Origin of the sequence: Micromonospora sp. URMC 107, from assembly GCF_051386315.1 — a bacterium.
In the GTDB taxonomy this organism is placed as follows: Bacteria; Actinomycetota; Actinomycetes; order Mycobacteriales; family Micromonosporaceae; genus Micromonospora.
On sequence record NZ_JBPQTK010000073.1, the window covers coordinates 1 to 21,023 of the forward strand.

Below are 21,023 nucleotides of genomic sequence, written 5' to 3' on the forward strand. Positions count from 1 at the left end.
GCGCCCGCACCGAGAACCGGTACGTCCGCTCGGGCAGCAGCCCGGTCACGGCCAGGGTGTTCGTGGCGGCGTCGACCGACGACGTCGGCGTCACCGGCTACCGGGTCTACCGCGAGGCCGGCGCGACCGACGCGCTGGTCGGCTCGCCCACCGGCACCACGCTGGCGGTGACCGGGCTGACCGCCGCCACCGCGTACCAGTTCTTCGTGGTGGCCGTGGACGCGGCCGGCAACGCCTCGGCGGCGTCCGCGCCGGTCGCGGTCACCACCGCCGACCCGCCCGCGTCCGGCGGTTGCGCGGTGACCTGGACGACCAGCAGCTGGGACACCGGCTTCACGGCGAACGTTACCGTCACCAACACCGGCACGACCACCGTCGACGGCTGGACGCTCGGCTTCACCTTCCCCAGCGCCGGCCAGAAGGTCGGCCAGGGCTGGTCGGCGACCTGGACCCAGAGCGGCACCGCGGTCACCGCCACCAACATCTCCTACAACGGCAGGCTCGCGCCGGGGGCGTCGACGAGCGTCGGCTTCAACGGCACCCACACCGGCTCGAACCCCAAACCCACCGCCTTCACCCTCAACGGCACCCCCTGCACCGTCTCCTGACGCACCACCCCCGGTGACGTCCGCGCCACCGCGGACGTCACCGTCCGCGCCACCGGCGAAAATCTTGGACAGTTGCCGTTCCCCGTGGCCGGCAACTGTCCAAGATTCACCCCTCGGGGCGCCAGCCGGCGGCCGTCAGGGCGCGGCGGAGCGAGTCGACTACCTCGGTGGGGCGGGCACGGACCAGCCACGCAGGAAAGCGGGGATACGGTCCCCCGAGGTCCAGACGTCGTTCTGGCGCCTCATGTCGGCCGCCCAGTGCCGGACGTCCATGTGGTGCGACCCGTCGATCTCGACGTGCAACCCCCACTCCCGCCAGTACGCGTCGAGCCACCGCGTCCGCCCGGAGGCGTCGGCGCGCCGCTGCTGGAGGCGGGGCGCGGGCAGGCCGTGACGGCGGCAGAGCCGAACGAAGCCGATCTCCGAGAGCGCCTCCGCGCCGCCGGCGATGTCGGCCACGGTCTGCCGGATCAACGCCCGTCGACGGGCCCGGGGCAACGCGTCCACCACCGCCGACAACTCCTCCGGCGCGACCCGCCGCTGCTGGCAGCCGGCCGCCAACGCCGCCTGCGCCTGATCGACGTCGCGGGCCCAGCCGGCCGCGTCCACCAGTGCCCGGGCGGTGGTGGTCCGCGGCGGGCGGGCGAGCTGAAGATGCGCCGACGGCAGCGTGGACGTACGGTGCACGACGACCGCCGGCATGTCGATCGGCAGCCGGCCCAGCAGGGCCCGGCCCGCCCGCCGGTGCGCCGGCACGAGCACGTGCAGCGGCTCACTGCGCAACCCTCGTACGCCCGCCTCGGCGGCGGCCGTCGGGCCGGCCAGGACAGCACCGGGACCTGCGGCGAGCACCGCCACCCACAACTGCTGGTCCCGGGTGAGCCGGCCGTTGCCCATCAGCACGACGCCCCGGCAGATCGAGCGCCAACGCCCCGAGCGCACGCGTCCGCGAACGGCGCCTTCGGTCAGCGACCGGGTCGCCTGGGCGGTGGTGACGACGCCGGCCTGCGCGAACGCCAGCCAGTCGAGCGCGTCGGCCTCGTCGGCCGGGAGGGCGGGGTACATCCGTCCCACCCTCGCCGCCGGCCGCGCCGCCCGCCGCCCCGCGCGCAGATCCCGGGCGGTAGGCGCCCGGGATTCGGGGCATTCCCCTCCCGTGGAACTGGTGACGGTGGGGCACGGGGCGGCGGACCGGCAGCGGCTGGGCGAGCTGCTGACCGGCGCCGGGGTCGCGCTGGTCGTGGACGTGCGGCGGTTCCCGGCCAGCCGGACCAACCCAGACGTACGCCGGGAGGAGCTGGCCCGCTGGCTGCCGGCGGCCGGCGTGGACTACCGCTGGGAGCAGCGCCTCGGCGGCCGGCGGCACACCCCGGCCGGCGCCGACGAGCCGGACAGCTGGTGGACCGTCGCCGCCTTCCGGGCGTACGCGGCGTACACCCGTACCGCCGACTTCCGGGCGGCGCTGGACGCGGTGCTGGCCGACGCGGCGGCCCGGACCACGGCGGTGATGTGCAGCGAGAGCGTCTGGTGGCGCTGCCACCGGCGGCTGATCGCCGACGTCGCCGTGCTGGCCCACGGCGTGCCGGTGCGCCACCTGATGCCCGACGGCCGGCTCACCCCGCACCGCCCCGCCGACGGCGCCCGCCGCCGCGGTGACCGCGACCTGATCTGGGACGCCTGAGAAACTCTCTGCCGGACCCACCCGCCCGGCCACCGCCGGGCGTGCTCCGTGTCGGGAGGTGGGTGTGGACCCTGAGGAGTCGTTCCGGGCGTACGTGTCCGGCCGGATCGCGGCGCTGTCCCGGGCGGCGTGGCTGCTGACCGGTGACCGGCACCAGGCCGAGGATCTCGTGCAGCTCACGCTGGTCCGGGTGGCCCGGCACTGGGAGCGGGTGAGCGCGGCCGGCGACCCCGAGCCGTACGTCCGGCGGACCATGTACACCCAGCACGTCTCGCTCTGGCGGCGTCGCTGGCGGCAGGTGGACCTGCGCGCGGACCCGCCGGAGCAGGCGACGCCCGACGGGAGCGCCGGCGTCGCCCGCGCGATGGTGGTCCGTGCCGCACTGGCCCGGCTCGCCCCTCGCCAACGGGCCGTGCTGGTGCTGCGCTTCTTCGAGGACCTCACCGAGGCGGAGACCGCTGACGCGCTCGGCTGCTCGGTCTCGACCGTCAAGAGCCAGACGCGCGACGCCCTGGCGCGGCTGCGGGCACACGCCCCCGAGCTCGCCGACCTGGTCGGCGTGACCACACGGAGGGACCGATGAGCGACGAGTTGCGTACCGCGCTGCGTGAGCTGGGCGAGCGGATGCCGCCGGCCCGGCTGCCCGGTGACCCGTGGGCCGCCGGGCGGCGGCAGCGGCGGCGGGTTCGCTGGCGGACCGCCGGGGCGGCCCTGGTCGCGGTGCTGGCCTGCGCGCTCGGCGTGCCGGCCGGGCTCGGGGCCCCGGGCCCGTGGGCGACGCCGGCGGCGGCCCCGGACGGCGTGCCGGAGCGGATCGGCCTGCCGTACATGTGGCAGGCCAGCGTGGAGCAGGACCCGCCAGGACCAGCCTCGCTGCTGTTCAGCGGCGGTGGCCTCGGCCTGCGCGGCATCGACGGCCTCGACCACGAGGGCAAGGTCGCGGTCCTCGGCCGCGACGGCCGGTACCGGATGCTGCTCTACGGCGGCCGGGAGAGTGTCGCGGGGGAGGAGGTGCTGCTCTCCCCGGACGGCCGGTACGTCGCCGACAGCTTCACCGACGGCTGGGTGGGCGTCACGGACCTCACCGACGGCAGCCGCCGGGTCTTCACCGGCTGGGCCGGCAGCACCTGCTGCGGTACGCCGGTGGCCTGGGCGCCCGACGGCAGCGCGCTGCTCGTCCTGCACCATGCGGAGCGCACCGGCCAGGACGCGGAGAACGACGGCCCGTGGCCCAGCCGGCTGGTGCTGTTGGAGTTGGCCAGCGGCGCGACCAGGGACCTCGGGCCAAGCCTCGGCGACCCGTGGAGCGTGCGGACCGGCTCGCTGGCCGCCTTCTCCCCGGACGGTTCGCGGATCGTGGCCAGCGCGGGCGACGAACTGGTCATGCTCGACCGCAACGGGGAGTCGTCCTGGTCCAGGCAGCTGGGGCCGGACCGCCGGCTCGCCGGGATCGGGGCGTTCACCCCCGACGGCTCGGCCGTCGCCGTGTTCCACCTGGACGGCTGCCTGAGCCGGTGCGACGCGGACCAGCGGGCCGCGCGCACCTGGCGGGTCGGGTACGTCGACGCCGCCACCGGACGCGACGGCGCCGGCCCCGCGCTCCCGCCGGTACGCGGGCAGGCACTGCGGGCGCTCGGCTGGCGCGGTGGGACCGACCTGGTGGCGGTGCGCTACGAGCCGGAGCCGGGCACCAGCACGACCGACCTTCCGGATTGGAACGACACCGGCTACTGGGAGACGGGGCATGTCCAGCTGGTGGCCCTGCGCCCCGACGGTCACGTCGAGACGCTGCTCGACCCGCCCGGCCCGGTGTGGGCGATGGACGTGGCGCGGGACCTGCTGGTGGCCGGCCGCTTCGGCGCCCCGGCGACCGATCCTCGTCCGTTCCCGGCCCGGCCGGTCATCCTGTTAGTGGCGGTGCCGCCGGCCCTGCTGGTGGCCGCCGTGCTGGGGTCGGTGCTGCTCTGGCGGCGGCACCGGCGGTGGCTGCGGACGATGCGCCCCGCCCCGCCGGGCCGCTGACGACGCGCTGCGCCCGCTGAGTCGCCGGGGGCGGTCAGTCGGCCAGTTCGTCGGCGAGCAGGTCCATCAGCAGCCCGTCGTGCCACCGCCCGTCCTCGCCGCGCTCGTAGCGGCGCAGCACCCCGACGGGGCGGAAACCGACCTTCGCGTACGCCCGGACGGCCGCCGTGTTCGCCGCCGCCGGGTCGATGGTGAACCGGTGGTGGCCGTGCTCGTCGATCAGGTGCCGGACCAGGGTGCGGATCGCGTCCCCGCCCAGCCCGGCGCCGCGTACCGCCGGGTCGAGGAAGAGGTCCATGCTGGCGTGCCGGTAGTCCGGGTCGTCCTCGGCGTACCACTGGATCGCGCCGACCACCCGGCCGTCGTGTTCGATCGCGTACACCGACAGGGACTCGTCGCCGAGGTCGGCCCGGACGGCGGCGGCGAGGTCGTCGCCGCCACGCCACCAGCGCCGGACCTCCGGGGTGGCCCGGATCGCGGCGAGCACCGGCACGTCCTCGGCCGTCACCGGCCGCAGGGTCACCACCCGACCGCGCAGCATCCGCCTCAGCCCCTGATCTCGCCGTGCTCGACGCAGACCGCCGCCCAGCCGACCGGCAGCACCTGCACCTTCATCCGGCGGCGGCAGTGCGCGCAGAAGCGCGGCGGCTCCAGCACCCGGGCCGCCGCGCACCCGTCGTGCGACCCGACCGCCACGGCCTCGCCGCAGCGGTCGCACCACGTCTGAGTCACGGTGGCCCTCACAGCGTCGCGGAGAGCGCCTTGACGGGCATCTTCAGGTCGTCGAGCAGCTCCAGGTCGGCCGTCGCCGGCCGGCCCAGCGTGGTCAGGTAGTTGCCGACGATGACCGCGTTGATGCCGCCGAGCAGGCCGTCGCGGGTGCCCAGGTCACCGAGGGTGATCTCCCGGCCGCCCGCGTACCGCAGGATGGTGCGCGGCATGGCCAGCCGGAAGGCGGCGATGGCGCGCAGCGCGTCCTTGCCCTCCACCACCGGCCGGTCGCCCAGCGGGGTGCCAGGGCGGGGGTTGAGGAAGTTCAGCGGGACCTCGTGCGGGTCCAGCTCGGCGAGCTGCGCGGCGAACTCGGCCCGCTGCTCCACCGTCTCGCCGAGGCCGAGGATGCCGCCGCAGCAGACCTCCATGCCGGACTCGCGGACCATCCGCAGGGTCTCCCAGCGCTCCTCCCAGGAGTGCGTGGTGACCACGTTGGGGAAGTAGGAGCGGCAGGTCTCCAGGTTGTGGTTGTAGCGGTGCACGCCCATGTCGACCAGCTCGTCGACCTGCTCCTGGCTGAGCATGCCCAGCGACGCGGCCACCTGGATGTCGACCTCGGCCTTGATCGCGGCGACGCCCTCGCGCATCTGCTTCATCAGCCGGGCGTCCGGGCCGCGCACGGCGGCCACGATGCAGAACTCGGTCGCGCCGGTCGCCGCGGTCTGCTTCGCCGCCTCGACCAGCGAGGGGATGTCCAGCCAGACCGACCGCACCGGGGAGGTGAAGAGGCCGGACTGCGAGCAGAAGTGGCAGTCCTCCGGGCACCCGCCGGTCTTCAGCGAGACGATCCCCTCGACCTCCACCTCCGGCCCGCACCAGCGCATCCGCACCTCGTGGGCGAGTTGGAGGGCGGCGGGCAGCTGCTCGTCGGGCAGGTTCAGCACGGCGAGGACGCCGGCCTGGTCGAGACCGACGCCGTTCTCCAGCACCTGGGTTCGGGCCTGGTCGAGGATCTCTGGCATGGCTCGTACCCTACAAGGCCGCCGGGCCGGGATGAACGGCCCGCGTGTCGAGGCCACGGGCGCCGGGGTGGACACGCCGGGCGGTGGCCGGTGGGTGGTAATTTCGCCCGGCGGAAGCGGCCGACGGCGGCCGGCGCGGGCGGCGTGGGGGTGACGGTGGCGGACTGGCTGGCGGCGCTCGACCGCCGCGCCGAACTGCGCGCGAAGGCGGGGCTCACCCGACGGCTGCGACCGCGGGCCGCCGGCGACGCCGTGGTCGACCTGGCCGGCAACGACTACCTCGGCCTGGCCACCCACCCCGAGGTCACCGCCGCGGCGGCGCGGGCGCTGTCCGCGTACGGGCTGGGGGCCACCGGGTCGCGGCTGGTGCGCGGCTCCACCGACGCCCACCACGCGCTCGAGGACGCCCTCGCCGACTGGCTCGGCGCCGCACGGGCACTCGTCTTCTCCTCCGGCTACCTGGCCAACCTCGCGGCGGTCCGGGCGCTGGTGCGGCCCCGTACGCTGCTCGTCTCCGACGCCCACAACCACGCGTCCCTGATCGACGGCTGCCGGATCTCCGGCGCGGAGACCGTGGTGACCACGCACGCCGACGTCGCGGCGGTCGCCGCCGCGCTGGCCGCCGCGCCCGGCCGGCCGGCGGTGGTCGTGACGGAGTCGGTCTTCTCCGTCGACGGCGACCTCGCCCCGCTGGCCCGGCTGCACGCCGTCGCAAGGGAGCACGGCGCGTTGCTGCTGGTCGACGACGCGCACGCCCTCGGCGTGACCGGTCCGGCCGGCGCCGGGGGCGTCGCCGCCGCCGGCCTCGCCGGCCAGCCCGACGTGGTCGTCACCGCCACCCTCTCCAAGGCCCTCGGCGGCGCGGGCGGGGTGCTCGCCGGGCCGGCGGAGTTCGTCCGGCACGTGATCGAGACCGGCCGGACCTTCATCTTCGACACCGCGCTGCCCCCGGCCGTCGCCGCCGGCGTGCACGCCGCCGTCGGGCTGGCCCGCGCCGGTGACGACCTGCGCGCGGAGCTGGCCGACCGGGCCGCCCTGGCCGTGCGCCGGCTGAGCGGAGCCGGGCTGGTGGTCTCCGCCCCCGACGGCGCGGTCGTCTCGGTCACCGCCCCCGGCCCCGAGGCGGCGAGCGCCTGGGCGGCCGACTGCCGCGACCGGGGGGTCGCGGTCGGCTGCTTCCGACCCCCGTCCACGCCGGACGGGCGCTCCCGGCTGCGGCTGACCATCGGCGCCGGCGTCCCCCGGGCGGACTTCGAGCGGGCCCTGGAGGTCATCGTGGAGTGTGCCCCGTGACCGGGCCGTGGCGCGGGCCGGTGCTGGTGACCGGCACCGACACCGACGTCGGCAAGACGGTGGTCACCGCCGCGATCGCCGCCGCCGCGCAGGCGGCCGGCCTGCGGGTCGCGGTGGTCAAGCCCGCCCAGACGGGTACGGCCGGCGGCGAGCCCGGCGACGTCGACGCCGTCAACCGGCTGGCCGCCCCGTTGACCGGCCGGACCCTGGCCAGCTTCCCCGACCCGCTCGCCCCGCTGGCCGCGGCCCGGGTCGCCCAGCTGGAGCCGCTGGAGCTGGACACCGCCGTCGCGGCGGTCCGCGAGGAGGCCGACAAGCACGACCTGGTGCTCGTCGAGGGCGCGGGCGGCCTGCTCGTACCGATGGGGCTGTGGCCGGAGGGGAAGCCCTGGACGGTGGCGGACCTGGCGGTGGCGCTGGGCTGCCCGGCCGTCGTGGTGACCCGTGCCGGCCTGGGCACCCTGAACCACACCGCGCTGACGCTGGAGGCGCTGGAGCGCCGGGCGGTGCCGGCCGGCGTCGTGGTCGGCGCCTGGCCGGCAGCGCCGGAGCTGGTGCACTGGGCCAACCTGACCGACCTGGTGCCGAAGCTGATGGGCGCACTGCCGGCCGGGACGGGGGCGATGGATCCGGGCGTCTTCCGCCGGTCCGCGCCCGGCTGGCTCACCCCGGCCCTGTACGGGGTGCTCGACGACTGGCGCGCGTGGGCCGAGGAGATCAGCTGAGCACCTGACTTTCGTCGGTGTCGGCGCAGGTCGGGCGTGGGTAGCCTGGCCGCCGTGGAGAGCTGGTGGTCCGCCCGCGCGGGCGGCGGTCGGTGGTTCCGGGCGGCCGTCCGGCGGTGGTCCGCCAACCTGCTTCTGTGGGCGACCACCGCCGCCCCGATCGGGTACGCGGGTGTCACCCCGCCGCACTCGTGGCAGGCCACCGCCCTGACGGTCGGCGCGTTGCTGCTGCTCGCCGCGGCGGTCGCGGTGAGCCGGCGCTGGCCGGTGGCCGCCCTGGTCGTCGTCGTGCTCGGTTCGCTGCTGGACGGCAACTTCCTCTTCGCGATCCCGGTGTTCAGCTACCTGACCGGTCGCCGCAGCGTCACCGCCGTCCCGGCCGCCGTCGCCTTCGCCGTGCTCGCGGCCGGTGGCACCGTGCTCAACCTGGGGCTGCTCGGCACCGGCGCGGCCACCTGGTTCCTGCTCGCCTCCGTGCTGCTCTTCGCGGGGGTGTTCCCGTGGCTCGTCGGGCGGTACCGGCGCCAGCAGGCCGTGCTGGCCGACGCCGGCCGCCGGCACGCCGAGGCGCGGGACCGGGAGCGGCGGGGCGCCGCCGAGCGGATCCGGCTGCGGGAGCGGGCCCGGATCGCCCAGGAGATGCACGACTCGCTCGGGCACGACCTGAGCATGATCGCCCTGCGCGCCGCCGCGCTGGAGGTCGCCGCCGACCTCGCGCCGCGGCACCGGGCCGCCGCCGGGGAGCTGCGGGCCAGCGTCGCCGCCGCCACCGAGCGGCTGCACGGGATCATCGGGGTGCTCCGGGAGCCGGACGGCGCGGCGACCACCCGGCCGGCCGACGAGGACGTCGCCGAGCTGGTCGACGGGGCCCGGGAAGCGGGCATGGCGGTGCGCCTGGACGGCGTGGACGCCCTGGCGCAGCTGCCGCCGATGGCCGCGCACGCCGCGCACCGGGTGGTCCGCGAGGCACTGACCAACGCCGCCCGGTACGCCCCCGGCGCGGCGGTCACCGTCGTCCTGGCCCGGGACGGCGACGAGGTCGAGGTGAGCGTGGTCAACGCGCCGCCACCGGCCGGGCCGCTGCCGGGCCCGCCGTCCACCGGCTCCGGCCTGCTCGCCCTCGCCGAGCGGGTCCGGCTCGCCGGCGGCGCCCTGGCGGCCGGCCGGGACGGTGGCGGCTTCGCCGTCCGCGCCCGGCTGCCGGTGGTTGGCCGGCCGGACGCCGACGCCCTCCCGTCGTGCGCGGACGACCCCACCCCTACCCCCGCCGGCGGCCGCCGGCCGGCCCGCGAGGCACCGGACGGCCGGTCGACCCGCGAAACGCAGGGTGGCTGGCCGGCCCGCGAGGCGGGCGAGCGGCGGTTTCCGGTCGCGCCGACGGCGGACGCCGATCCCCCGGACGGCGGGCAGCCGGGGGATCGGCCCGGCGAGGCCGAACGGCGGCTGCGCGACGCCCGCCGGCGGGTCCGGCTCAGCCTGCTGACGGCGCTCGGCGCCCCGGCGGGTCTCGCGCTGGTTCTCGCGCTGGTCTACTACCCGGTCGCCACCGCCGGGACGGTCCTCGACGACGGGGCCTTCGCCCGGATGCCCGTCGGCGCGCAGCGCGCCGAGCTGGCCGGGCTGCCCCGACGGCAGCTCGACCCGCCCGCCGGGACGGCACGCCCCGGCTGCGAGCACTACACCGACGGCAACTTCCCCCTGGCCCAGCCGACGTGGCGGCTCTGCTTCGACGAGGGCCGGCTGGTCAGCAAGGAGCGGATCGACGGATGAACGCCGACACGGCCGGCCCGGTGCGGGTCGTCCTCGCCGACGACGAGGCGATGATCCGGGCCGGCGTCCGGGCCATCCTGGCCACCGACCCGGGCATCGAGGTGGTGGCCGAGGCCGGTGACGGCCGGGTCGCGGTGGAGCTGGTCCGGGCGCACCGGCCCCGGGTGGCGCTGCTGGACATCCGGATGCCGAGGCTGGACGGGCTCACCGCCGCCGCCGAGATCCGCCGGCTCGTGCCGGAGACGGCGACGGTCATGCTGACCACGTTCGGCGAGGACGACCACGTCGCCCGGGCGCTCGGGCACGGGGCCTGCGGGTTCCTGCTCAAGTCCGGCGACCCACGCGAGCTGATCGCCGGGGTGCACGCCGTCGCCGACGGTGGCGCGTACCTGTCGCCGCGGGTGGCCCGCCGGGTCATCGAGCTGGGCGGCGACCGGGTGGCCCGCCGGCCGGTGGCCCGGGACCGGCTGGCCGGGCTGACCGAGCGGGAGCGGGAGGTCCTCGCGCTGGTCGGGGCCGGGCTGTCCAACGCCGAGATCGCCCGCCGACTGCACCTGGTCGAGGGGACCGTGAAGAGCTACCTGACGAGCGTCTTCACCCGGCTCGAGGTGCGCAACCGGGTGCAGGCGGCGATCCTCGCGTACGAGGCGGGGCTGGTCGAGCAGACCGGCTGACCCACCCCGCCCCGTGCCTCACGCGGCCCGGCGGCGCAAGACGCCCCCGCGCCTCACGCGTCCCGGCGGCGCAACGCGGCCCGGCCCAGCAGCAGCGCCGCGCCGGCCCAGCCGGCGAGCAGCAGCAACCCGACCGGCGCCGGGTACGGGTCGGTGTCCCCGGCCAGGAAGTGCCCACCGGCGACCCCCGGGAAGGCGTCGGCGATCCGGTTCAGCACGGCGATGTCCGGCTCCTGCAACGACAGCGGGACGATCATCAGCGTGGCGACGAGCACGGTCAGGGTGAGCACCGCGCTGCGCAGGGCCGCGCCGAGCCCGAGGGCCAGCACGCCGACCAGCGCCAGGTAGGTCGCCACCGCCAGGACGTCGCCGACCGTGCCGCCCGCCGGCGTGGTGCCCCAGCGGCCGAGCACCGGCCGGGCCACCAGCGCGCCGACCGCGCCGAGCAGCAGCCCGAGCGCGAAGGTCACCGCCCCGGTCACCGCGGCCTTGGCCAGCAGCACCCGGCCGCGCGACGGCGTGCACTGGAGGGTCGTACGGATCGTGCCGCTGGTGAACTCGCTGGTGATCACGAGCAGGCCCAGGGCCAGCACGGCGTACTGGGTCAGCTCGACCGAGCCGATCACGACGCTGCCGACGGTGACGATCCCGGGGTCGTCGGCCGGATCGTCGTTGGTGTTCGCGTTGGCGGCGTAGATGGCCAACTGACCGGCGGTGGCGGCCATCAGCAGCACCCCGGCCAGCAGCGACCACCAGGTGGAACGCACGGACCACACCTTGGTCCACTCGGCGGAGATCGTGTTCATCGTGCCTCGTTCCGGGTCGGGGCGCCGGCGTACTCGACGCTGTCGGCGGTCAGCTCCATGAAGGCCTGTTCCAGGGACGCCCCGTGCGGGCTGAGCTCGTGCAGCCGCACACCCAGCTCGTACGCCGCGTCGCCGATCCGCTCGACGGAGGCGCCGGTGACGGTCAGCTCGCCCGGGCCGGCCGGCGCGACGGCGGCCCCGGCGGCCGTGAGCCGCTCGGCGAGCGCGGCGAGGCCGGCCGGCTGCGGGCTGCGTACCCGCACGGCCACCGCGCTGCCGGCGATCACCTCGTCGATCGGGGCGTCGGCGAGCAGGCGACCCCGGCCGATCACCACCAGCCGGTCGGCGGTGAGCTGCATCTCGGTCATCAGGTGGCTGGAGACGAAGACCGTCCGGCCCTCGTCCGCCAGGGACCGCATCAGCTGCCGGACCCAGCGCACCCCGTCCGGGTCGAGGCCGTTGACCGGCTCGTCGAACATCAGCACCGGCGGGTCGCCGAGCAGCGCCCCGGCGATGCCGAGCCGCTGCCCCATGCCGAGGGAGAGGGTGCGGCCGGGCTTGGCCGCGGCGCGGGCGTCCAGCCCCACGGTGGCGAGCACCTCGTCCACCCGGCGGTCCGGTATACCGTTGCTCCGGGCCATCGCGAGCAGGTGTGCCCGGCCCGACCGGGCGGGGTGGACCGCCCGGGCGTCGAGCAGCGCGCCGACCTCGCGCAGCGGGCGCCGCAGTTCCCGGTACGCCCGCCCGCCCACGAGCGCCTGCCCGGCGGTGGGCCGGTCCAGCCCCAGGATCATCCGCATGGTGGTGGACTTGCCCGCGCCGTTCGGGCCGAGGAACCCGGTGACCCGGCCGGGTCCGATGTCGACGGTCAGGGCGTCGACGGCGGTCGTGTCCCCGAACCGCTTGGTCAACCCACGTAATGTGATCATGTGCCGACGCTAGGTTGGGAAGCCCCGCGCCGACCGCGCCCGAACGGCACCACCCGGCACCGACTTTCGTCGGGTCCCGCCCGCCGTCACGCGTCCGCCCCCGTCCGGTGGTGGCGCGAGAACCTCGGTGATCAGGACGCCCTGTGCGCCTGGGCGACCGTGGGGGTACGGGCGGCGGGCGCGCACCACGGCGGGCGTGCCGGTTCAGCGCCTGCGGACGACGAAGGCGTCCGGCATCCGGAAGGTCAGGTTGTCCGGGCACCACGGCTCGCGGACCACGGTGACCCCGTCCAGCAGCGCGGCGGTCTCGGCGACCACCACCGCCGCCTCCATCCGGGCCAACTGGTCGCCGACGCAGCGGTGCGCGCCCGCACCGAAGGCCAGGTGCCGGCGGGAACCGCGCTGCCCGGGCCGGAACTCGTCCGGCGCGTCGACGGTGTCCGGATCCCGGCCGGCGCGGGCCAGCCAGAGCACGACGCTGGTGCCCGCCGGCACCGTCGTCCCGCCCAGCGTGGTGTCCACCGCCGCCACCCGTCGCCAGGTCACGATCGGCGGTTCCAGCCGCAGTCCCTCCTCGACGACGTCGGCGACCGCGACGGTGCCGTCGCGCAGGCCGGCCAGCACGGCCGGCTCGCCGGCCAGCCGGTGCAGCAGCAGGGTGAGGAACTGCGAGGTGGTCTCCTGGCCGGCCACCAGCAGGAAGAACAGCGCGCCGACCACCACGTCGGGCGGGTGCCCGGCGGCCCGCAGCGACCCGGCCAGCCCGCCCCCGGTCGCGGCGAACTCCCGCAGCACCCGGTGGAAGCGGCCCACCTCGGCGGCGAGGGCCCGCTGCCGCTCGGCGTCCAGCGGCGCCCAGAACAGCTCCAGCGCCGCGCGGGCGAACTCCTTCACCGCGCCCACCGGCGCGTCGGGCAGCTCGACCAGCCGGGCCAGCACCAGCAGCGGCAGGTCGGCGGCGAGCTCGGCGTAGAGGTCCACCGGCCCGCCAGCGGCCAGGGCGGCGCCGATCCTGCCGACGCGCTCCCGCACCAGCCCGGTCAGCCAGGGCCGCTGCGCGGCGACCCGCGTCGGGTGCAGGGCGTCGGCGACGATCGCCCGGAGCGCCGGGTGGCTGGCGCCACCGTTGTTCGCCAGGGTCGGCGGCAGCCGGAACCGGTGCCCGGCCAGCACCCGCAGCGCGGCCACCGGGATCGGGGTCACCGCGTCCAGCGCGTTGTCCGGCCGGTACGTCGCCGGATCGGTGAGCACCTGGCGGACCAGGGCGTGCCGGGTCACCACCAGGTGCGCGACACCCACGTGGTCGGACACCCGGGCCACGTCCGGCCACTGCGCGTCGGCGGTCTGCGCCCAGCTCCGGAACAGCACGCCGACACGCTAGCGGCCCGCCCCCGGCAACCCCGCCCGCAACTGCCACACCGTGGTGCGCTTCACCCGTACGCTCTCCAGCGTCTCGGGCACCGGCACGTCGTAGACGGCCAACTCGTCGAAGCGCTCGCGGGGCAGGAAGGCCCGGCCCGGATCGCCCACCAGCACCTCCGCCCCGGCGCGGGCGGCCCGGAGCAGGAAGCGCAGCACCCGGTTGGCCATCGCCTCGCTGTAGAACACGTCCCCGGCGAACACCACCTCGGCGCCGCCGGCGTCGCCGTCGAGGATGTCGCCGAGTTCCGCGTCGACGCGTACCCCGTTGGCCTCGGCGTTGACCGCGACGGCCGCGACGGCCAGTTCGTCGATCTCCACCGCGCGCACGGCGGCGGCGTCGGCGCGCGCGGCGGCGATGGCGACCAGGCCGGAGCCCGCGGCGAGGTCGAGCACCCGGCGGCCGGCGACCAGCTCCGGGTGATCGGTGACGTACCGGGCGAGCGCCTGCCCGCCGGCCCAGGCGAAGGCCCAGAACGGCGGCGGCTGCGCACTGCGGAACTCGCCCTCCGTCAACTCCCACAGCCCGATGGCGTCGTCCGCCTGGTGCAGTCGCACCTCGGGGACGAAGGCGACCGGGGCGAGACTGGCGTGCAGCCGGACGAAGGCGGCGGAGAGCTCGGACACGCCGGCGATTGTCCCCCGCCGCCCGAACCCGGCGACCGGCGCCACCCCGGGTCGCCGCCAACCGCTCCCGCCACCCGGAGGTGGTCCGTCGGGGGCCGCTCGGCACGGCGACCGGCCCCCGACGGGGCGGTCACTTCGAGAACGCCTGGAACTCGGCGATGCGCACCTGGGTACGCGCCGGGCTGGCGGTCGCGCAGTCGGTGGTGGTCGCCGGGTCGTCGTCCTGCTCACCGGCGTAGGCCGGGCCGCCGGTGCACTGGCTGGCCAGCACCTCCAACCGCAGGTGCGTGGCCAGCGTGGTCGGCACCAGGAACTCGCGCAGGTTGATGTCGCGCACGTACGCCCGGTACGCCCCGCCCGGGAACGCGTCGGGCGCGCTGGTGTGGATCCGCTGCCAGTTCGCCGGGTCCGCGCAGTCGGTCGTCTTCGCGTTGCACGCCGACACCGCGAACGAACGCAGCGCGCTCAGCGCGTTCTGGCTGCCCGGGTCGGCGTCGCCGGCGATCGCCGGGCGCAGCATGGCGCTGACGTTCACCCGCTTCACGACCTGCGGCGCGTCCCCGGGCAGCGCCACCGTGACCTGCCGGCCCGCCACCCCGTCGAGGGAGGCCCAGTTGGTGGCCTCGGTGTCGTCGGCGATGCGGTCCAGGTTGACCCCGTCGCCGGTGACCGTCGCGCCGGACGCCGTGGACGCCAGGTTCCGGCTCATCCGCAGGTCGACGTACCTCTCCTCGCCGGCCCTGGCGACCACGGTCAGCCGCTGGTGGCCGAAGCCGGGCGCGACGGCGAGCAGTTGGTACGTGCCGGGCACCAGCTCCACCCGGTCCGGCAGCGCGGTGGCCGGGTCGGTGTCGGCCACCGGCACCGCCCGCGCCTCGTACGCCCCGACGTACACCCGGATCGGCGCGTCGGCGCTGTCGCCCTTCGGGCGCAGGGTGAGCACCGCGTTGTCGGCGTCCGGCGCGGCGAAGCTCGGCGTCGGGTCGGTGTCGGCGGCGCCGTTGGTGGCGGCGTCGCGGCCCATCCCGGAGCGGGCGAACTCGGCCCAGAGCAGGTCCTGGTTGGCGCCGCCGAAGCGGAGCAGGTCGGCGGTGAGCATGTTGTCCCGCATGTCGAGCATGCTCACCTGGCTGGCGGCCTGGAGCAGGAACGAGTCGAAGACCAGCTGCGACCAGCGCCGGTTGCCCGGGCACTGCTCCACCGCCACCTTGCCCTGCGCGCAGTCGAGCTGCCGCTGCCCGGTGCCGACGCCGTACCGCTTCATCAGCGCGGCGCGCACCCGGAAGTTGGTGGCGCTCCAGATCTCGCCGTCGGCGTGCACGGCGGGCCCGCCGGTGTTGTAGCCGACGTCGGAGTAGTTCAGCGGGCTGCGGCTGAAGTCGTGGTTGCGGATGCCGCTGACCAGGTTGCCGGTGACGTAGCCGCCGGTGACGTAGGGCGTCTGGCCGGGGGCGCGCAGCCCGTGCTGGAACAGGTACTCGGCGGCGAGCAGGTCGCTCCACGACTCGCCCATCGAGCCGCCCTGGTGGCCGCCGATGCCGTTGTCCGGGCCGGCGATCATGCGGTTGGTGATGGCGTGGGTGTACTCGTGCCCGATCACCGTCATGTCGTAGTCGCCGTCGACGCAGGGCGGGTACGGACCGCCGGCCTGCGGCTGCCACAGGTACATGTTGGTGGTCGGCGGCAGGCCGTCGCGCGGCGTGCCCTGGTTGGCGTTGTTCCGGTTGCCGCTGAGCGCGCCCTGCTGGGCGCGGCCCTGCTCGGCGTCGCCGCCCCGGCCCTGCGGGGTCAGGTTCACCGCCTGGAGGTTCCAGGTCGCCTCGGTGAAGCCGAGGTGCCAGGCCCAGTCGTGCATCCGGTTGTGCATGGCGAACAGGTTGGCGATCGCGGCGTCGGCGTCGTTGCGCCGCGCCGAGGTGAACACCCCGGGGTTGCAGCGGGCCTGGTGCCACTGGTCGGTGAACGGGTACTCGTAGCGGCGCTGCGGGCTGGGCGTGGCCGGTACGGCCGGCGTGCCGCCGCCCCAGGAGAGCACGGTGTTGGCGGAGTTGCCCCGGGCGGTGCCGGTCGGCGCGCCGGTGGCCGCGTCGACGTCCCAGGGCTGGCCGGTGGCCGGGTCGCGGAAGGCCGCCTGGCAGTCCGGCGCGGGGTCGCCGCACCAGCGCACCCGCGGGTCCTGCCCGGGGCCGAGGTCGCGCGGCGGGGTGGCCGGGAAGACCGCCCAGCTCGGGTTCTCCGAGTCGAAGTCGACCAGGTCCTCGCGGACCAGCACCTGCCCGGTGATCCCGTCGACGTAGGTGGTGAACGCCTCCGGGTGGTCGGCGTCGGCGCCGATCAGGGTCACCTCGTAGGCGGCCCGGGGCCCGTCCAGCGGGGTGGGCACGGCGACGGCGCGGACGCTGTGGCTGCGTACCTCCTCGGCGGTCAGGCCGGCGTCGGCGCGCGCCGCGGCGTACGCCTGCTCGGCGGTGAGGGTGGCCGGCGCCGGCGCGGCGGTGTCCCGGGACAGCGAGGAGCTGACCGCGAGGACCCTGCCGCCGGTGACCGCGACGGTGACCAGGCCGTCGTGCCCGGCTGGCAGGTCACCGAAGCGCTGCCGGAGGGTGACGACCGCGCCGGCGCCGATCGGGCGGACCAGCACCCGGTCCATCGCGTCGACCGCCGCGGCGTCCAGCCCGAAGAGGTCGTGGTGGTCGGTGAGGTACGCGCGGGCGGCCGCCTCCGGCTCGGCGGGGAGACCGCTGGCGAGGGGCGCGCTGCCGGGGCCGAGCGCGTGCGGGGTGCCGAGCCGGTTCCACCGGGCGTCCGGGTCGGCCTTGCGCGCCAGGCCCCGCTGCCGCGCGTCGGGGGCGGCGGTGCCGGGGCGGTTGTCGACGTCGGCGTGCTGGTGGTGCCCCTCGGCGAACGGGCCGGAGCGCCGCTCGACGGAGGCGCCGCCGGTGGGGGCGGCTGCGGTGGGGCCGGTGGGCAGCAGCGCGGCCGCCACCGCGGTCACCGCCAGGACGGGGACGAGCCGGCGTCGCCGCCGGCTCATCCAGGGTGTCCACTCCGGTTGTGCCACGGGACCTCCTCGTGGGAGCGGGGGTGACCGGCCCTCCGCCGGCCCGCGCCGCGCGGTTACGCATGCGCATCTGTGGATATCAGCCCGCCCCGGCGGGAACAAGGGCCGCGCCTACTCAAGGCGGCCCGGCCGGGCGCGGGGAGCCCTCGGGGGCGGCTGACTCCCCGCGCGGGATTCGACAAAAACAGCCCCTTGTACACGGTCGTGACGGCTGTCACAGTCGAGGGGGACACCGCGACAGATCGGAGGCCGGTCATGGCCGTCGACTCCGCAGCGACAGGCCCCGCCGCCGCCGGGTGGCGCGACGCCCGCCGGCCGTGGTGGCCGCTGGCGCTGCTCGTCCCGGCGCTGCCGTTCGTCGGCTGGGCGGCCTGGCGGGCCACCGGCGACGCGTGGGCCTGGTGGCTCACCCCCGCCGCCGTCTTCGTCCTGATCCCGGTGGTCGACCTGCTGGTGGGCGAGGACCGGAACAACCCGCCCGACGAGGCGGTGCCGCGGCTCGCCGCCGACGGCTACTACCGCTGGCTGACCTACCTCTACCTGCCCGCCCAGTACGCGGCCCTGGTGCTCTGCTGCGCGGTCTGGGCCCGGGACGACCTGACGGTGGCCGGCGCGGCGGGCCTGGTCGTCACGATCGGGGTGGTCGACGGCATCGCCATCAACACCGCCCACGAGCTCGGCCACAAGCGGGAGACGGTGGAGCGCTGGCTGTCCAAGGTGGCCCTCGCACCGGCCGCGTACGGGCACTTCCACGTCGAGCACAACCGGGGCCACCACACCCGCGTCGCCACGCCGGAGGACCCGGCCAGCGCCCGGCTGGGGGAGAGCTTCTGGGCGTTCTGGCCGCGTACCGTCTCAGGCAGCCTGCGCTCGGCGTGGCGGCTGGAGGCCGGGCGGTTCCGCATCCGGGGGCGCAGCCCGTGGACGTGGCGCAACGACGTGCTCAACGCGTTCGCGATGACCCTCGCGCTCTACGCGGCGCTGGCCGTCGCCTTCGGCCCGGGGGTGCTGCCGTTCCTGGCGCTCCAGGCGGTGGTCGGGTTCTCCCTGCTCGAGGTGGTCAACTACCTGGAGCACTACGGGTTGGCGCGACAGCGCACCCCCGCCGGCCGCTACGAGAGGGTCGACCCCCGGCACAGCTGGAACAGCGACCGCAGCGTGACCAACATCTTCCTCTTCCAGCTCCAGCGGCACAGCGACCACCACGCCAACCCGTTGCGCCGCTACCAGACGCTGCGCAGCTTCGAGTCCTCGCCGCAGCTGCCCGCCGGGTACGCCACGATGGTGGTGGCCGCGCTGGTGCCGCCGGTATGGCGTCGGCTGATGGACCACCGGGTCCTCGCCCACTACGGCGGGGACCTGACGCTGGCCAACGTCCACCCGCCGGCCCTGCGCCGGCTGCGGAGGCGCTGGAGCCGCGGCCCGGCGGCCGCCTGACGGCCGCCCCCGCGCGTCCGGCGTTGCGGCCGGGTCCCTCACGGCGCCCAGTCGGGGTCGCGGCCGAAGGCGGCGACGAGGCGGTCCTGCTCGTCCGCCCGCGCCGGCACGTCGACCTCCGGCCGGACCAGCCGGCCCCGCTGGTAGTCGCCGATCCGCCGACCGAACCACCGGGCGCACGCGGCCACCGCGTCGGCGTCCAGCCGGGGGTCCGCGCCGATCGCCACGGCGAGGTCCCAGCCGTGGACCAGGTGCTCCGCGATCAGCTGGTGCAGGTACTCGTCGGCGGGGGTCTCGCCGGCGGAGAGCGCGACGGTGCGCTCCAGCGCCCCCGGGTGGGTGAAGGCCAGCTCGGCCTGCCCCGCCGCCTCCCGGGCCGCGCCGGCCGGGTCCTGACCGAGCAGGTCGCCGTCGTAGCGGTCGCCGACCTCCTCGATCGTCCGCCCCGCGAGCAGCGCGACGCTCCACCGGTCCTCGCCCACCACGTGGTTGACAAGCGTCCGGACGTCCCAGTCGGGGCACGGGGTCGGGTCCGACCACTGGCCGGGGCCGACCTGCGCGACCCGGTCGGTGAACTCGGCCAGGCTGCGGCGGTACGTCTCCAGCGGGTCCATGCCGACGATTGTTCCGGCTGCCCCCGGCAGCCGAGCCGTTTTGCCGGCTTCGCGGACGGCCGGCTGCCCGCCTGGGCGCCGACGCGGCTGGCCGGGCGCGGGCGGCGCCGGGCTCAGTCCAGCTGCGCCGGGTCCAGCCCCAGCTCGCGGGCGGTGAGCAGGCGCACCCACTCGGCGAACTGCCGGCGGGAGATCACCCGCTCGTGCACCGCGAGCTGCACCGCCAACCCGTCCACCACCGCGCTGATCCGCCACGCCGCCCCGGCCGGGTCGGCGCACTCGAAGGTGCCGTCGCGGACCCCGTCGGAGATGACCGTCGCCAGGTCCTCCCGCCAGCGCAGGTCGAGCCGGCGGGAGACCTTCTCCAGTTCCGGGGTACGCAGCGACTCCGCCCAGCCGTCGATCCACATGGCCCAGGACGTCGCCCGGCCCGCCGGCGTGTAGAGCCGCACGATCCGGCGGAGCTTGGTCAGGGGCGGGGCGCTGGAGCGCATCACCGCGTCCAGGCGGGCCAGGTCCTGCTCCACCGCGTACGCGAACGCCTGCGCGAGCAGCCGGTCCTTGGTGGCGAAGTGGTAGAAGACCAGCGCCTGGCTCACCCCGGCGGCCTGCGCCACGTCGGCCGTGCGGGTGTTGGCCAGACCGCGTTCCACGATCACGTCACAGGCCGTGCGCAGCAGGGCATCCAGGCGGATCTCGGCCGCACGTCTCGTCACGCCGTTACCGTAGCCCATCCAATCGAACACGGGCAGTTACGGATCACGGCCCGTCCGGCCCACTACAGTCGGAAGCCGGACAGTTCCCGGCCCTGCTCCGGGACGGCTGACCCGCCGCCGGCCGGGCAACCGCACGAGTCCGCTCCGGACGGTCCCGGCCCGAGCCGCCGGGAGGGCGTTCGGTCCATCCTCCTAGGAAGCCTCAGGGGTGGGGACCCGCGACACCCGCCCGCCGCCGAGCGGGGCGGCCGGCCGCCGCCTGACGCGCCGCGAGCCACCCCGATTTGGCAACCGCTCGCCGGCTCGGCTAAAGTTCTCACCCGTCACCGGTTAACGCCGGAGACACGCGGACGTAGCGCAGCTGGTAGCGCATCACCTTGCCAAGGTGAGGGTCGCGGGTTCGAATCCCGTCGTCCGCTCGGAGCTGCCGCCACGCATGACGGGGGCAACCTCGGTGGGGTGGCCGAGAGGCGAGGCAACGGCCTGCAAAGCCGTGTACGCGGGTTCAAATCCCGTCCCCACCTCGGTAACAAGCGAGGGCGATTGGCGCAGTGGGAGCGCGCTTCCTTGACACGGAAGAGGTCACTGGTTCAAACCCAGTATCGCCCACCAGCACGAAGGCCCGTCACCATCCGGTGACGGGCCTTCGCCGTTTCCCTGGCGCCCCCGAGCGCCGTTTCCTCGCCGGCCGGGTCCGCCGCTCCCGTTCCTCGCCGGCCGGGCACGCCGCCGCCGTGACGAACAGCGGCGGCCACGGTGACGAGGATCCGTTCGACGGCACCGGCGACGACCGCCCCGCCCACGACCGTCGGCGTGGACGGGGCGGCCGCACCTCCCCCCGGAGCGACCGGTCGGACGTGCTTCCCCGTGCCGCGCGTCCGGACGTGGGTCGGTGGACGGCCGGG

The 21,023-nt window shown here is 76.1% G+C and carries 20 protein-coding genes and 3 tRNA genes; 12 read left to right on the top strand and 11 right to left on the bottom strand.

Annotated features, from left to right (window positions below):
• On the top strand, positions 1 to 608 hold a 608-nt coding region (locus tag ACSNN9_RS17605), incomplete at its 5' end, for a cellulose binding domain-containing protein (RefSeq protein ID WP_436674411.1).
• A 159-nt stretch (positions 609 to 767) separates the two neighbouring features.
• Here ACSNN9_RS17605 and ACSNN9_RS17610 read toward each other — a convergent pair.
• Positions 768 to 1,673, bottom strand: a complete 906-nt coding sequence (locus ACSNN9_RS17610) for a hypothetical protein (protein WP_436674412.1) — start codon at positions 1,671 to 1,673, stop codon at positions 768 to 770.
• A 91-nt stretch (positions 1,674 to 1,764) separates the two neighbouring features.
• On the opposite strand from ACSNN9_RS17610, the gene ACSNN9_RS17615 reads away from it, so the two are divergent.
• The 3 genes from ACSNN9_RS17615 (at position 1,765) to ACSNN9_RS17625 (ending at position 4,311) form a co-directional block, all read left to right on the top strand.
• Positions 1,765 to 2,289 carry a DUF488 domain-containing protein gene (locus ACSNN9_RS17615; RefSeq protein ID WP_436674414.1) on the top strand — a complete coding sequence of 175 codons (525 nt, stop codon included), beginning with the start codon at positions 1,765 to 1,767 and terminating at the stop codon, positions 2,287 to 2,289.
• A 64-nt stretch (positions 2,290 to 2,353) separates the two neighbouring features.
• Complete coding sequence (locus ACSNN9_RS17620) at positions 2,354 to 2,872, top strand: SigE family RNA polymerase sigma factor (RefSeq protein ID WP_358084995.1); 519 nt, start codon at positions 2,354 to 2,356, stop codon at positions 2,870 to 2,872.
• Positions 2,869 to 4,311 (top strand): WD40 repeat domain-containing protein, encoded by a 1,443-nt coding sequence (locus tag ACSNN9_RS17625; RefSeq protein WP_436674416.1) that lies wholly within the window; start codon positions 2,869 to 2,871, stop codon positions 4,309 to 4,311. Before ACSNN9_RS17620 ends, ACSNN9_RS17625 begins: the two co-directional genes overlap by 4 nt.
• A 34-nt stretch (positions 4,312 to 4,345) precedes the next feature.
• Here ACSNN9_RS17625 and ACSNN9_RS17630 read toward each other — a convergent pair whose 3' ends face one another.
• From ACSNN9_RS17630 to bioB, 3 genes are read right to left on the bottom strand one after another with little or no spacing between them, the layout of a single operon-like run.
• Positions 4,346 to 4,852: a GNAT family N-acetyltransferase gene (locus tag ACSNN9_RS17630; protein ID WP_436674417.1), complete on the bottom strand. Its 507-nt coding sequence runs from the start codon at positions 4,850 to 4,852 to the stop codon at positions 4,346 to 4,348.
• A gap of 5 nt (positions 4,853 to 4,857) precedes the next feature.
• Positions 4,858 to 5,055 carry a hypothetical protein gene (locus ACSNN9_RS17635; RefSeq protein ID WP_357878959.1) on the bottom strand — a complete coding sequence of 66 codons (198 nt, stop codon included), beginning with the start codon at positions 5,053 to 5,055 and terminating at the stop codon, positions 4,858 to 4,860.
• Positions 5,052 to 6,047 (bottom strand): biotin synthase BioB, encoded by a 996-nt coding sequence (gene bioB / locus ACSNN9_RS17640; RefSeq protein ID WP_436674419.1) that lies wholly within the window; start codon positions 6,045 to 6,047, stop codon positions 5,052 to 5,054. Before bioB ends, ACSNN9_RS17635 begins: the two co-directional genes overlap by 4 nt.
• 156 nt (positions 6,048 to 6,203) lie before the next feature.
• On the opposite strand from bioB, the gene ACSNN9_RS17645 reads away from it, so the two are divergent.
• From ACSNN9_RS17645 to ACSNN9_RS17660, 4 genes are read left to right on the top strand one after another with little or no spacing between them, the layout of a single operon-like run.
• Complete coding sequence (locus ACSNN9_RS17645; protein WP_436674443.1) at positions 6,204 to 7,340, top strand: 8-amino-7-oxononanoate synthase; 1,137 nt, start codon at positions 6,204 to 6,206, stop codon at positions 7,338 to 7,340.
• Positions 7,341 to 7,360: 20 nt separating this feature from the next.
• Positions 7,361 to 8,065: a dethiobiotin synthase gene (gene bioD / locus ACSNN9_RS17650; RefSeq protein WP_436674444.1), complete on the top strand. Its 705-nt coding sequence runs from the start codon at positions 7,361 to 7,363 to the stop codon at positions 8,063 to 8,065.
• Positions 8,066 to 8,119: 54 nt separating this feature from the next.
• The gene (locus tag ACSNN9_RS17655) at positions 8,120 to 9,835 is read left to right on the top strand and encodes a sensor histidine kinase (protein ID WP_436674421.1); all 1,716 of its coding nucleotides are present in this window, start codon (positions 8,120 to 8,122) and stop codon (positions 9,833 to 9,835) included.
• Positions 9,832 to 10,509, top strand: a complete 678-nt coding sequence (locus ACSNN9_RS17660; RefSeq protein ID WP_436674423.1) for a response regulator — start codon at positions 9,832 to 9,834, stop codon at positions 10,507 to 10,509. Before ACSNN9_RS17655 ends, ACSNN9_RS17660 begins: the two co-directional genes overlap by 4 nt.
• Positions 10,510 to 10,562: 53 nt before the next feature.
• On the opposite strand, the gene ACSNN9_RS17665 is transcribed toward ACSNN9_RS17660, so the two are convergent.
• From ACSNN9_RS17665 to ACSNN9_RS17685, 5 genes are all read right to left on the bottom strand, one after another.
• Positions 10,563 to 11,315 carry an ABC transporter permease subunit gene (locus tag ACSNN9_RS17665; protein ID WP_436674425.1) on the bottom strand — a complete coding sequence of 251 codons (753 nt, stop codon included), beginning with the start codon at positions 11,313 to 11,315 and terminating at the stop codon, positions 10,563 to 10,565.
• Positions 11,312 to 12,244 carry an ABC transporter ATP-binding protein gene (locus ACSNN9_RS17670; RefSeq protein WP_436674427.1) on the bottom strand — a complete coding sequence of 311 codons (933 nt, stop codon included), beginning with the start codon at positions 12,242 to 12,244 and terminating at the stop codon, positions 11,312 to 11,314. Before ACSNN9_RS17670 ends, ACSNN9_RS17665 begins: the two co-directional genes overlap by 4 nt.
• A gap of 204 nt (positions 12,245 to 12,448) precedes the next feature.
• On the bottom strand, positions 12,449 to 13,612 hold the full coding sequence (locus ACSNN9_RS17675) for a cytochrome P450 (RefSeq protein WP_436674429.1): 1,164 nt from the start codon (positions 13,610 to 13,612) through the stop codon (positions 12,449 to 12,451).
• Positions 13,613 to 13,621: 9 nt separating this feature from the next.
• Positions 13,622 to 14,290, bottom strand: a complete 669-nt coding sequence (locus ACSNN9_RS17680) for a class I SAM-dependent methyltransferase (RefSeq protein WP_436674431.1) — start codon at positions 14,288 to 14,290, stop codon at positions 13,622 to 13,624.
• 130 nt (positions 14,291 to 14,420) lie between these two features.
• Positions 14,421 to 17,351: a M36 family metallopeptidase gene (locus ACSNN9_RS17685; RefSeq protein ID WP_436674432.1), complete on the bottom strand. Its 2,931-nt coding sequence runs from the start codon at positions 17,349 to 17,351 to the stop codon at positions 14,421 to 14,423.
• Positions 17,352 to 17,606: 255 nt separating this feature from the next.
• Between ACSNN9_RS17685 and ACSNN9_RS17690 the strand changes: the two genes are divergently transcribed.
• Positions 17,607 to 18,788, top strand: coding sequence for an alkane 1-monooxygenase (locus tag ACSNN9_RS17690; protein WP_436674434.1), 1,182 nt, complete (start codon positions 17,607 to 17,609; stop codon positions 18,786 to 18,788).
• A 38-nt stretch (positions 18,789 to 18,826) separates the two neighbouring features.
• Here the strand turns inward: ACSNN9_RS17690 and ACSNN9_RS17695 are convergent, their stop codons facing one another.
• Together ACSNN9_RS17695 and ACSNN9_RS17700 are read right to left on the bottom strand one after the other, a co-directional pair.
• A complete protein-coding gene (locus ACSNN9_RS17695; protein ID WP_436674436.1) occupies positions 18,827 to 19,402 on the bottom strand; it encodes a TIGR03086 family metal-binding protein in 576 nt (191 codons plus the stop codon).
• 113 nt (positions 19,403 to 19,515) lie between these two features.
• Positions 19,516 to 20,118 carry a TetR/AcrR family transcriptional regulator gene (locus ACSNN9_RS17700; protein ID WP_358085030.1) on the bottom strand — a complete coding sequence of 201 codons (603 nt, stop codon included), beginning with the start codon at positions 20,116 to 20,118 and terminating at the stop codon, positions 19,516 to 19,518.
• Between the two features lie 346 nt (positions 20,119 to 20,464).
• Here ACSNN9_RS17700 and ACSNN9_RS17705 point away from each other — a divergent pair.
• The 3 genes from ACSNN9_RS17705 to ACSNN9_RS17715 all read left to right on the top strand — a co-directional run bounded on the left by ACSNN9_RS17705 (position 20,465) and on the right by ACSNN9_RS17715 (position 20,730).
• Positions 20,465 to 20,537, top strand: a tRNA-Gly gene (locus tag ACSNN9_RS17705).
• Between the two features lie 34 nt (positions 20,538 to 20,571).
• Positions 20,572 to 20,642: transfer RNA gene (locus tag ACSNN9_RS17710), tRNA-Cys, on the top strand.
• Positions 20,643 to 20,655: 13 nt separating this feature from the next.
• Positions 20,656 to 20,730 (top strand) — tRNA-Val (locus ACSNN9_RS17715).
• Positions 20,731 to 21,023: the final 293 nt, after the last annotated feature.